The sequence below is a fragment of the Acinetobacter sp. Ac8 genome (genome assembly GCF_055392545.1).
On sequence record NZ_AP043689.1, the window covers coordinates 829179 to 842068 of the forward strand.

General features: G+C 34.7%; 10 protein-coding genes and 1 pseudogene. 5 read left to right on the forward strand and 6 right to left on the reverse strand.

The window, feature by feature from the left end; translation table 11 throughout:
* Positions 1-225: 225 nt before the first annotated feature.
* The 6 genes and pseudogenes from ACZ5QH_RS03955 to ACZ5QH_RS03980 form a co-directional block, all read right to left on the reverse strand.
* Positions 226-1391, reverse strand: a protein-coding gene (locus ACZ5QH_RS03955; RefSeq protein WP_085947552.1) for an IS3-like element ISAba21 family transposase whose coding sequence is annotated in 2 segments (ribosomal slippage) — positions 226-1133 and positions 1133-1391 — 1167 coding nt in all. Because the reading frame shifts where the segments join, the coding sequence is not laid out codon by codon here.
* A 69-nt stretch (positions 1392-1460) separates the two neighbouring features.
* Positions 1461-2990, reverse strand: a pseudogene (locus ACZ5QH_RS03960) (TniQ family protein); the annotation flags it as partial.
* Positions 2990-3940, reverse strand: a complete 951-nt coding sequence (locus tag ACZ5QH_RS03965) for a TniB family NTP-binding protein (protein WP_151810623.1) — start codon at positions 3938-3940, stop codon at positions 2990-2992. The gene ACZ5QH_RS03965 and the pseudogene ACZ5QH_RS03960, both read right to left, overlap by 1 nt.
* The gene (locus ACZ5QH_RS03970) at positions 3933-5819 is read right to left on the reverse strand and encodes a Mu transposase C-terminal domain-containing protein (RefSeq protein ID WP_151810622.1); all 1887 of its coding nucleotides are present in this window, start codon (positions 5817-5819) and stop codon (positions 3933-3935) included. Before ACZ5QH_RS03970 ends, ACZ5QH_RS03965 begins: the two co-directional genes overlap by 8 nt.
* Before the next feature lies 1 nt (position 5820).
* Positions 5821-6522 carry a TnsA endonuclease N-terminal domain-containing protein gene (locus ACZ5QH_RS03975; RefSeq protein ID WP_151810621.1) on the reverse strand — a complete coding sequence of 234 codons (702 nt, stop codon included), beginning with the start codon at positions 6520-6522 and terminating at the stop codon, positions 5821-5823.
* Between the two features lie 207 nt (positions 6523-6729).
* The gene (locus tag ACZ5QH_RS03980; RefSeq protein WP_151810620.1) at positions 6730-6957 is read right to left on the reverse strand and encodes a DNA-binding protein; all 228 of its coding nucleotides are present in this window, start codon (positions 6955-6957) and stop codon (positions 6730-6732) included.
* 239 nt (positions 6958-7196) lie between these two features.
* Between ACZ5QH_RS03980 and ACZ5QH_RS03985 the strand changes: the two genes are divergently transcribed.
* From ACZ5QH_RS03985 to ACZ5QH_RS04005, 5 genes are read left to right on the forward strand one after another with little or no spacing between them, the layout of a single operon-like run.
* A complete protein-coding gene (locus tag ACZ5QH_RS03985) occupies positions 7197-9044 on the forward strand; it encodes a KAP family P-loop NTPase fold protein (protein WP_151810619.1) in 1848 nt (615 codons plus the stop codon).
* 1 nt (position 9045) lies between these two features.
* The gene (gene qatB / locus ACZ5QH_RS03990; RefSeq protein WP_151810618.1) at positions 9046-9801 is read left to right on the forward strand and encodes a Qat anti-phage system associated protein QatB; all 756 of its coding nucleotides are present in this window, start codon (positions 9046-9048) and stop codon (positions 9799-9801) included.
* Positions 9798-11084, forward strand: a complete 1287-nt coding sequence (qatC, locus tag ACZ5QH_RS03995; RefSeq protein WP_303578068.1) for a Qat anti-phage system QueC-like protein QatC — start codon at positions 9798-9800, stop codon at positions 11082-11084. Before qatB ends, qatC begins: the two co-directional genes overlap by 4 nt.
* Complete coding sequence (qatD, locus tag ACZ5QH_RS04000) at positions 11081-11809, forward strand: Qat anti-phage system TatD family nuclease QatD (protein WP_151810616.1); 729 nt, start codon at positions 11081-11083, stop codon at positions 11807-11809. Before qatC ends, qatD begins: the two co-directional genes overlap by 4 nt.
* A 26-nt stretch (positions 11810-11835) precedes the next feature.
* The gene (locus ACZ5QH_RS04005) at positions 11836-12711 is read left to right on the forward strand and encodes a hypothetical protein (protein WP_303578067.1); all 876 of its coding nucleotides are present in this window, start codon (positions 11836-11838) and stop codon (positions 12709-12711) included.
* Positions 12712-12890: the final 179 nt, after the last annotated feature.

The window sequence follows — 12890 nt, forward strand, 5'->3', positions numbered from 1 at the left end:
TGGACAATTTAGTTGGATAAGTGATTGTTTCAAAGATATAAATTTTGGATTATGTAAGTTTGCGATTAAAGCATTCAAAGATTTAACATTAATTGAAATACTTAAATTGTGGGATATATCTCTTTCAAGAAATCCTTTTTTGACTAATCGGGCTGTCTTATTCGGACTAATATTAAGTTTATTTGATATGTGCTGAATTAGCAGGAGACTTTCACTTGGGATATGCTAGGCAGCTAACCGATAAAAGTTCTCTGCTATTTGATTTGGCGTTTTAAAATCCAAACTCTTTTGAATTCTTCGCTGATTATAAAATAACACAATGTATTTTGTAATATCTGCTTTAGCTTCATCTCTGGTTTTATAGTTGCAATGATGCACTAATTCATTCTTGAGTATGCCCCAGAAACTTTCAATCGGTGCATTATCGTAACAGTCCCCACGTTTGCTCATTGAACCTTGAAAATCACATTTTTCCAGTATCTTTCGATATTCATGGCTGCAATATTGGCTGCCTCTGTCCGAATGAATAATTAAGCCTTTCGTTGGTTTTTGATTACGAATCGCCATAGTCAGTGCATTGCAAACAAGTTGTGCGGTCATACGCTCATTTAAGCTATAGCCAACCACTTGTTTCGTGTACAGGTCTTTTACTGCTGCCAAGTATAACCAACCTTCAGCAGTCCAAATGTATGTAATATCGCTTGACCATGCAAGATTGGGCTTAGTCATTGAAAACTGTTGCTCTAGTAAATTTGCGTAGATCGCTCGATTATGATCACTCTTCGTAGTTCTTTTGAAACGCTTATGACGCTTACAATACAGCTGGTTGAGCTTTTTTATTTGACGTACAGCATACGTACTGATTTTGATACCTTGCGCTTGTAAATGCTTAGTTAATCGAATATAGCCATAGCTTTGTTTAGTTTCCTCATGAGCTATTTTGACCAAAATTGTCTGTTGATTTCGCTGAACCAATCTTTTATTCATGCCTCGTTTTAGCCAATCATAAAATCGTGACACTGAAACGTGAAGTAATCTAGCCATAAAGCTAATCGGGAATAAATATCTTTGCTGTTTCATATAGGCGTACCTTACTGACTTTCTTTCGCAAAGTACGCTGCTGCCTTTTTTAGAAATTCACGTTCCATTTCAGCTGTTTTGAGCTGTTGTTTGAGCTTTTTATTTTCTTCGAGTAAGGCATTTAGATCAGGTGAATATTGTTTAGTGCCTGCTAAGGTGCCAGTCTTTGCTTTATTATTCCAATTTGAAAGAGTTTGCATTGAAATGCCAAGTTGTCTGGCTGTTTCCGATACATTGCCTTGATTGGCTTCAATCAATTTTATTGCTTCAACTTTAAATTCTGCGGTGTAAGTCTTCTGTTTCTTGCTCATGGTAAACTCCTGATGAGTGTCTATAGTTTACCAAGTTAAAACCTCCTGTTTTCTCAGCACACATCAATTTGCAGCCTCACTCAAAGAAACATAAGTTGGTGGTGGTTTGGGAAGTTGTTCCTCAAAACTAGGATAGCGACCTGTAAGAGTCGGATAGTTAACTATTTTCTCAACAACTTCTCGGCTTAAATGTCTTACGGATTCTTGAAAAAATATATTATTAAACTCTCCATCAATATGTGGCCCACTAATTGGATGAATATTGATACTGGCGAGCTTTTCAGTAAGGTTTTGAGGAGTAACTTTTAGTTTTTTTGCTAATGTACTCACTAATATGTATGTGTCATTGAATTCTTCTAGATCTTTGGAGTTTATATAGTAAGCCCAGCTAAATCTGACTAATAATTTTTCTGCTTTTAAGTAGCGCGTCCTGATCAAACAACGAATGTTTTCATAATGAACATTCAGTTTAGTAGCAACATCAGAAATATTGAGTCGCCTCCCATCTTTTCTAGGTGGTAGTTTCATTTTTTTTTGAGGTGGATGAAGCGCTTTCTGAACAAGAATATACTCTACATCAAGGCTAGAAAGGAATTTACGATTTTTAGGAATATCCTTTGAAGCTACATACTGCAGTTTGTTGTCTCTTATCCATCTTTGAATTGTTGAGTAGCATATATCTAAGATTTGGTAGCTTTCCTGAATGGTTAATAAGTGGAATGTGTGTTCTGGGGCTAATTCAGTGGGTACGGGTAATTGTTCAAGAATCTTTTTAGTATATTGTCCAAAATACATGGTATCCACGATGAGGAATGGAGCTAGCTGAATTCTTGGATGGACTTGATGAGACCTTTGAGATATCCAGTCAACCATCCTTTCTCTAGATGAATCACGATCCATAAAGAATAAATAGGTTAATTCAAGTAATAGTTCTATTGAGGGTGGGACTGGATCATGGGCTGAAAATTTTTTAAGTGTGGACCAGAAGATTTTTAATAAATTGAATTTTTCTTGTTCTTCAATTTCTATGAATTCTAAAAACCACCTGATATGTTTAGTTTGTTCATCTGATACTGCCTCAATTTCGCAATTCCTAATATCGCCTAGGCACTTTGAGCAAATACAGACTTCGGTACGCAAACTACTGAGCGTTGATTGGCATCTAGGGCAAGTCGTGTGTAAGCGAATTTGATGCTTCAAACATGCATAGTATGGTTTAACTAGCCAAATTTTTCTCCAATAGGGTATTTCCTTTAAGCAAAGTGGGCAGAATCGTTCGACATCATTTGAGAAAAAATAATCTGGTATTGATAGTTTATTTTTCCAGATTACACACCCACGTAAAGTAGAACTATGCCTTTTGAGCGATAACTCTTTTAAATAATGAGGGAGCTGAAATTTCTTGAGTATGTTAAGAAAGAGATAATCATGTGTGATTATTGAGCTCAGTGTCTCTTTGTATTTGAGATCTATTCTAGAGCGATAAAAGGTTGAGCTATGAATATGTCCATTCAGCTTGATGAGACGAATGAGAAAACTTCCAGCGGTTTCATCAGGAAATGGTGTTGGGATTGCTGGTATTAAATGCCTCTCTTGCATCAGTGATTACCCTTCATTCGTTGTACGAGTTCTGAAGTGTCCATATGAAAGGGATTTTGTGTGGTCATATTGGTATATGAAGTAATGCCTTTATCCCACGCCAAAGAAAAATATTGTTGAGTGATAACGTCACTATCTGCAATAAGGGAGAATAGCAGTGCTTCTCTGATAAGTGAAATAATGTAGTGGTGATATCCCTTGGTTGAAGCGTAAATCTGTAGAACGAATAAAGGATTAATTAATTGCGGTAAAAATTTTAATGCGAGTCTTTTTTCAACATTCTTTTCTACTTGTGATAGGAACCCATAAAGTGTTCCCGGTGATTGAGTTGAACCGATATTTAACCGTGATAATTTGAATGTCAGTGGAAAGCGTCGTGCAAGCTGGCTATCTATTTGTAATAAAGGTGCAAATTCAGGCAAGCCAATTAAGCAGGAACTTATGTTGGTTGAGTCAGTCACTGTTTTGATCCAATTACAGACATCAATATTCATCTTCCTCGATACTTTTTGCATATCAAATAAATGATGGAATTCATCCATAAGGATCAGCTCCGTTTCACAGAGCTTTAATAGGTAGCACAAACGTTCTGTCATCTGTGCTGTTGTTCCAGAAAGAGGCGCTGGATCATTCAAGGCTTTTAGCATCATGCCAGCAACAGATTTAACTGTTGCTGGCGATGGGATTTGTATATAGAACACAGGGACTACTCTTTTGGTGTAGCCATCTTCTTGTTTTTCATAACCAGGATTCTTTTTCAGGATTGATTGTGAAAGTGTGGTTTTTCCAAGTCCACCCTCTGCAATAAGTAAGCTACCCATAGGTTTTTGATAAGCTTTCGTATGTGCTGAACAAGAGGTGATACCGTCATAAGCTTTGGTAAACTCAGATGAGGTAATGACCATGTTATTAAGCTTCTTACTCAACTCAAGTGCATCTAACTTATTCATCATCAAACTCCAATGTCCCAAAACCATCATCGACGTTTGATTGATTTAGAAGTTCCATTTCGGAAGATGAGATAAATATTGAGTTTGATGAATTTATTGGTTGAGGTTGGATAAGCTTGTCTTGTTCTAAGAGATTCTTAAGTGTTTCAGGAAGCTCTAGTTTCAACTGCTTTAACTTCTTGTTTTTAGAACAAGCATCTTTTTGAATGCGTTCATATAACTTCCATCGAGCGTACCATACGCGATGTTTTGCTAATCTTTGCTTATCTGCTTGGGATACCAGTTTAAGTTCTTTACGAATTTCAAGATGTTCTTGCAGAGAGAGGTTCTTGGTGTAATCACTATCTGTTGATTCTGCTTTTATTGGTTCTTTAATTGATGGGTGTTTGACATATACGTGCTCTAAATTGAGCTCATCAATCATAACAATAACATCAGGTAAGCCATTTGCTTCTAGGGTAGCTAACGCATGCGAAAAGTAGGTCAAATATTCAAATTTGACTTGTCCTTTATGAATTTTTCTGCTGATTGGGCGACGGGCAATAATATCTACTTCATCAGTTGATATGGTTAATGGTGGACAACTCTGAGAAGCATCTTCCCAAAATAGCATTGGTGCTCGTCCCGTCATTGAGTGGATTGAGCAGTGATATATATTATGAATCCATTCATCAACATATGATTTCAAATTTTCTAGGGTAACACTTGCATGTTTTTTTGAGTCATAGTCTCCCCGAGCTTTAGGATTTGAATATGTTGTACCTGGTAGTTGTTGAATTATGCCAAAAGTAAGCGTACCAAAAAAACGCTCAATATGGGCTTTATTATCTGGGTTCCTGTTTTGAGCTGGTTGAATTGTAATTTTCAAATGATTACAGATATGGCTTAGTGCAGAATTTTTAAACTCGACCCCATTATCTGGGATAATTAGGGAAGGAATGCCCCCAGGTAAATTCTGAGATGGTCGTAAAAGCATATTTTTTAATAGAGCTAAAGTTGTTGTCGCACTTGGAGGAAGCATACAAATGTAATAGCCAACAATAGCTCGGGTATGTACATCAATCGCACAACTTAGATAAGGGCGTCCAAGGGGAAGTTTAGTTGTCGAATCAATAATGATAATGTCTAGAATATGAGTATCAATTTCAACAAGCGATAGAATGAATGGGCTTTTTGTCTTTCGTCCTGCTGCTTTAAGAAGATGTCTAGCTGTATGTGCTCCCTCGTTTCCTTTAACAAGTATATATGGATCATATAGCTTGAGCTTACGTTGGATTGTTCGAGTGCATGGTGGTTCCTCTTTTAAGTCTTGCTCTAAAATTTTTTGACTAATACTTACCTCAATATTTTGTACTGTTAGTGCAAGAGTTTTATCGTTGATGATTTCATCTATAGCACTGAAGATAATTTGCTCCATTTGTGCTGTAAATCTGAAGTATTTATTGCCAGGTTTTTCTTTATAAACATTAAGTAAATTATGGTCATTTTCTAGATATCTGCGAACCCAACGTATCACAGTTGATGTACTAGGAGGGAAAGGGTCACTTATCTTTTCAGCAATTTCAGGAATTACGGCTCCAATTTTTTTATGAGAAAAGTAGTCATCTAACGTTGTAATAACAACTTTTATATAATTTTCAGCTCGTCTAGTCTTATCAAGTAATTGATCATTGAGTAATAGCTTATGGGGAGCAGAGGTGCATTGAATCTCTCCAGTTTTATATCTTTCAGAAAAGCTATTAATGGGGATGTTACTTATTTTTCCACCATTCACTGCGGAAAAACGAACTACATTGTTGTGTACATAGGTCACTTCAAAATTTGTATCTTTAAAAGAAAAACGTAGACCTACTTGAGGAATAAAATCAGGAAGAGTCATCTTAGATTCCTCCTTGTTTATCATTTGGCGTATTAAGCTTTATATATTTATGAAAGATGAGAAACTCACCTAACTCCAAGGGCAAGCCATTGTTTTTTAATATGCTCATCAATTGGTTTTTAATCAGCAATGTACCAGGTGTCAGCAGGGATAGAGCAAATTGAATTTCAAAACTAGACCAGCTTCTTGCATGACTTCGCCGATTGTAATGTAGTAAGACTTTTACTTCCGCGTCAGAATACAATTCATGACGATCGACAATGTCAAAACTAATTCCGTTTGGAGCTAAGAAAGTTTTTAAACGTTGATAACGTTCGATGTCTTCCTGATCTAGAAACCTTTTTGAAGGCTTAACTTCATGGAAAGCAATCTCTTCATTTGTATATTTGATGAGAAAGTCTGGATAAAGAAATTGATCGTGGCTTATTGAAATTTTTAAGGCTTGGGTACGATAGTATTTAACAGATGGATTTCGCTCAAGTTGTATTGCATGGGCTAATTCTAGTTGGCTTTCATAAGAAATCATTCCGTTATTCTTATAACTTGAAAATAGTCCTGTTCTTTTTCCTACACTGCCTTGACTAATATGTCGTTGACCATGCAAGACGCCATCAAGATCTGGTTTTTTATTGAATGCATCAACAATCTGCTGATGTAATGAGTCTGGGAAATTTTCCCATGCATTATTTGTAAAAATATTCATGATATATCTTCCATATAGGCTTCATTCGATGTGCATTTTTTTGTTTTTCAGGGACGAGAAAATTTGTTCTGTAAAAACAAAATGCCAGTGAAACTCTTGACGAATGGCTCTACACGGAAGATACTTGGATTGCAGGTCTCTATATCTAGATGTAGAGCCAACGGATCCGAAAGGATCCGTTTCTATTTGTGCTTTATGAAATTCTTGTCACAGCGTCTCCTTAATTTTTTCGAAAGTAAAATCAGGTTCTATAACTCCATCCTTTAGACCAAGTTTGACTGCGATCTGATGGCTTTTACCACGGACAGGGATTTTATTTGAATTTAAAACTTGGTGGACTAATTCAGGAGTAAATCCATTCTGACGAGCCCAGTCTGCAACAGATAGACCCCGTTTCTGAAGTTCACTTCTTACTTCTTGAGATGTTCTCATCATGGAAAGATTACTTAATAACCATTAATAATTTAAAAATATAAGGAGAAAAGATAAAACTCAAGTATTAATTTATAAAAAATTATTATTTTTCAATATATTATGTATTATATTGAATTGTTGATATTGGACTTTAGTGCAATCAGAGTTCGAAACTATTGATATCAAAAAGAAAACCTATATGATGAAAAAATAAGCTTCTTAAATATTTAATAATACTATTTATAACTTAGAGATCAAAAATGTGGAGTGATAACGAAACAACAAGAGATTATTTGAATTTTGGAGTAGTTGCGAAAACTGTTGCAGAAATTATCGAGCAATCTCAATCGAAGCCTATATCAATTGGTGTTTCTGGGGCATGGGGAATTGGAAAATCCTCTATGATTAAATTAATTCAGAAAGAATTAATTGTAAAACAGGGAAATACTGATAATGGTAATACTCAATATATATTTGTTGAGTTTAATGCATGGCTATATCAAGGGTATGATGATGCGAGAGCAGCTCTAATTGATGTAGTTACTGCTAAAATTGCTGAAGAAGCAGAAAAAAGACAAGACTTGACAGACAAAATTACTGAACTTTTTGAGAGGGTTAGATGGTTTCGGCTAATGGCCATGAGTGCGGTAACCGCAGCATCAGTAATTACTGGAATTCCACTAAATGGAGTAGTGGGGAAAACTTTAGAGTTATTTAGTGACTCGGAAAGTGAGTCTAATAAAGCCTCTATTGATGTTGATCAGATGGAAACAGAGGGTAAAAAATATATTAAAGAAGCAAAAGATAAAACTCCTCCGAAACAAATTCAGGCCTTAAGAGATACTTTTGCAAATATTTTGGGTGAAATGGGAGTAACTCTTGTTGTTTTAATAGATGATTTAGATCGTTGTCTACCAGAAACAACAATTTCTACTTTAGAAGCTATACGTCTATTATTATTTTTACCACATACTGCTTTTGTTATTGCTGCTGATGATCAAATGATCAAACATGCAGTCAAGAAGCATTTTTCAGGAATAGAAGACGAACTGGTTATTAATTATTTTGACAAGCTTATACAAGTGCCTATAAGAGTGCCGCCTCTTGGAACTCATGAAGTTCGTGCTTATATGATGATGATGTTTATTGATAATAGTACTTTGCCTGACTCACATAAAGATCATCTCCAAGAAAAGATTTGTGAACAATTAGGAAAGGCTTGGCAAGGTAATCGGGTCGATATTAATTTTGTAAAAAATCAAAATGCAACGATTAATTCAGAATTAGAGTTAAAATTAGAACTAGCAGACAGATTAGCTGTACTTATGACTCAGGCTACTGGTATTGCTGGAAATCCCCGTTTAATAAAAAGATTTATGAATGCGTTATCAATTAGATTAGCAATGGCCAGAAGTCAGGGGATAACTTTGAACGAGGGGGCGTTAGTCAAAATCTTATTGTTTGAGCGTTGTGCACAACCAAAAGCTTATACAGAACTTATAGCCTCTGTAATGAATCATGATAGTGGGAAACCTACTATCTTAAAGCAATGGGAAAGTGACGCTTTAGCTGGGAGAGATATTAATCTTAGTGATCATTGGGATGATTCATTTGTAAAAGATTGGTTAAAATTACAACCTATGCTTGCGGATGAAGATTTGCGAGGTGTGTTATATGTAAGCCGTGAACATGCGCCATTTATTACTAAAGAAGATCGATTATCAACTGAAGCTATTGGATTGTTAGAAGCATTATTAAATCAAGCATCCATGGCTGGTTCTTTATTCGACAGTTTGAGATTAATAGGTAGGCATGAACTTAATATCTTAATGGATAAAGTATTAATCAAAGCACAGCAAGAGACGGAATGGGGAGCCCCCGATATTTTGGAGTCGGCTTTAGTCCTTGCTAAGGTAGATGAGCTTTTAGGGCAAAGATTAGCTAATTTCTTCAAAGATCGACCACCAATACAAGTTAAAGCAAGCATAGTTCCAAAAATTTCTGATCAAACTTGGTCTAAGTCGGTCTTTGAGCAATGGAAAGATGATGAAGATATTTCTCGACCTGTGAAAAATGCAATTAGCTCAAGAAATAATAGGAGATCGTAAAATGGGAACATCACAATCAAGTAACGGATCTCCATCTAATGTTCCAATGGTACCGTCATGGGCTGCACCTAATTCACCAATAGCAGAACCTGGAAGATTTGGACCTGCTAGAAGAAATCTAGGTAACTTCATGGGAGGTGGCCAAGCTTCCAGTATGCGTAAGGGTATTGGCCAATACATAAAAAAAGGATATGGAGGTAGTAGAACGGCTACAAGCCGTATGTCAGGAACAACACAGAAAGCGACAACATTATTTAATGCCTTAGGTTCGGAACAAAATCCTTTTACACAAAGTGGGGGAGCTCTTGATCCAATTCTTCTAACAGGAAAGTCCGCTGAAGAGGTTATGGATGCTATAGTTGAGGTTGTTGCACCTGTTGATGGTACTCAAGATACAGAGGCTAGTAGAGAATCTGTTAAAAATGCATTATGTGAATTATTAGAAAAATTTCCTGAAGCTGATCTTAAGAATTTAGATGACTCACAGCGTTTATTCGCATTAGAAAGATTTGTTAGTGATGATGTATTTAGAAGGATAAATTTAGACTTAGGTAAAACTATCCTAAGTAAAGCTCCGAATGCAACTTTGGGACTAAGCCGATTAAAAGAAATAAGAGACTACGTAAGGCAAACTGTGGCTGAATCGTTTAGAAAAAATATTAATGAAAGCACTCCACTAGCTTCAGATCAGATAAAAAATATCGTGGATAGTTCAATACGTGAAACATTTGAAGTTTTTGTGGGGTATGCCGAATGAAAATTACATGTGCATTAGAAGATTTTAATTTTTCTAAAATTAATAGTGACTTAGATGTAATACTATTTGAATATACACAAGATAAGTCTAAGGGGTGTATTGGGGCAAAAATTTTACGAGAAGTTTATGATAGTAAGCTTATTCCGCATGAAAAAGCATGGGATCTTGTATCTATTGCACTATCTGTGATTGCTGCAGATCAAGCTGGACATCGAAAAAAAAGCCCTGATGGTTGGACAAGAAATTTTGAGTTAACAATTTCAGTAATAGATAGTATTTTTTGGAATGAACAAAAAAAATTATTAGAAACCCTTTTAAGTTTTCTTACAACGGATAGATGGGAGTTAAATTTTGTTGATGGTGGAGAATATCCAAAATTACATAAAGATGCCTTTTACCAATTAGAAGATTGCGTTTCCTTATTATCTGGTGGGCTTGATAGCTTCATTGGTGTTATAGACTTAGTTGAACAAAATTATAAACCATATGTAGTAACCCAGACTGTAAGAGGTGATGGTAAAAACCAACAAGATTTTGCTAAGAAATTAGGTAATTTGGCCCAATTTATGACAAATCATAATGTTAAAGTACCATCTCCAGAAACACCCGCCTCCCAGAGATCAAGATCTATGATCTTTTTAGCGTATGGCGTATTGATTGCATCATCATTAGATATGCATAGACAAAATGAAAAAGTAACACTCTATGTTTGTGAGAATGGTTATATATCAATTAATCCTCCTATTACACTTGCTCGTGTGGGAAGTTTAAGTACTAGAACGACCCATCCTGTAGTACTAAATTTATTTCAACAAATCTTAGATAATTGCGGATTAAATATATTGATATGTAATCCTTATAAATTCGTTACGAAAGGAGAAATGTTAGAACAATGTTTGGATCAATCTATTCTTGAAAATTTAGCTCATACTACAACTAGCTGTGGCCGTTACGGAGTCTATAAAAATACTCATTGTGGTCGTTGCGTACCTTGCTTGGTACGGAGAGCATCATTTTTTCACTGGAAAGGCAAAGATTATGATCAGACTGAATACAAGTTTGATGATTTAAGTCAAGATAATGAAAATTATGCAAGATTTGATGATGTGTTTTCAATGCGTATAGCAATTTTAAATAGGCAAGAGTTGGGGACTTCAAAGTGGATTGGTGCATCTTTGAGCTCTAATTTAATACCAGATCAAGATAAGCAAAAACATCAAGATACTGTAGAGAGAGGTTTGTTAGAAATGCAAAAATTTATTGGAGATTTAGGTCTAGTATGATTGATTTTCATGCACATTTAGACCTCTATCCTGATGTGGTTCATGTTATACAGAATATTGCAAATATGAATATGTATGTTCTATCTGTAACTACAACACCAAGTGCATGGGAGGGGACGAATGCACTTAGTATCAATTTTTCTCGTATAAAGACTGCATTAGGACTACATCCTCAAATTGCACATGAGCGGTATTCAGAACTCCCATTATTTGATAGATTGATTTCTAAAACTAGATATATTGGTGAAATTGGTTTGGATGGTGGAAAGGAATTTAAAGATCATTGGAATATACAAACGATGGTTTTTGAACATATTTTAAGAGCATGTACAAACGCTGGTGGAAAAATACTTAGTATTCATAGCCGTCATGCAACTAGCGAAGTTCTAAACTTTATTGAAAAGTATCCAAAAGCTGGAGTGCCAATTTTACATTGGTTTACAGGCAATAAGACTGAGTTGAGACGAGCAATAAGTCTAGGTTGTTGGTTTAGTGTGGGGCCTGCGATGTTAAAAAGTAAACGTGCTATAGAGCTCATTAAGGAAATACCTATTGATAGGTTAATAACAGAAACGGATGGACCATTTGCTCAAGTTAATAAAGTATCTGCAATGCCGTGGGATGTTGCAATCGCACTCAAACAATTAAGTGAAATTTTAAAAATGCCATACAGCGATATAGAAAGGTTGATTCATAATAATTTTAGAAACTTATTATTAAGTTAGAAAAATTTAAGGGTGTTGGGGAAATCATGGTTAAATTAGTTTTGCTAGTAGATGAATCTGGTTCAAAAGCAAATTCGAACAAACAAGAAAATACAATAAAAGAATTTGGTATTATGGCTGGTTTTATTATGTATGAAGATGGGTATGATTTTCTTAAAGACTTTTCTAAAAAAATAGTTAAGCCTCTTCAAGAAAAGTATGAAAAGGTTCATTTGACTGATTTTAAATTTGAAGATAAAAAAACAACAATTGATGGTTTTTTTAAATTTTTCTCAGAATCTAAATGTCCTTGGATTTATACTGCAATTTATACTCAAGGATTTTATGATCATCATAATGCAAATGTAGATTTTGATAAAAATCCTCCAGTTTTTTCAATGCATTCAGCGTTATTTTTGGAAAATATTATTAAGTTAATTGCTTTTGTTAAAGATCATCATAAAAATGATTGTATGAATTTAGAGGTAAAAATAGTTACTGATACCATAGATATCGGTACAAAGAAAAAAATTATACAAGAGTTTGAAAATATAAAGCCATTTTTTTTAAATGGGAAAAAAGAGACTATTAAAAGTTTTTATAATCGAAAGAAAGAAGAGGTAGAACATTTTGTGTTCGAAGGGATAATAGATGATGAGAATTTTAGTAAAATTAAAATGGATTCTTTAAGTCTTGAAATTATTGTTGATGATGATACTGCTTTTATGGCAGATATTTTGAATTATACTTTATTTAAATATGTTCAAGGATATATAAAAGGCAATAAAGAAAATAATCATATTTATCTTAACAGTAAAAGTGTTGTGCGTAAGTTTGAGTTGTTTGAAAATTGTTATGGTTATAGTGATGGTGTAAATCTTTCATTTTCCGATATGGCTTACTTTTATAGAGAAAGAAAATAGATTTGTATGTCCAAGGATTTATATAGAACCAAAGATATCTGATGTAATTTTTATTAATTTTTTATTGTTCCATATTTACTGTAAGAAGTTGTATTTGATAAAGTAGATCTATTTAGATCTCCTTTATATTTAAATGGCATTACATGTAATGCATAATGTCAACTCATGTGTCGCGTGAT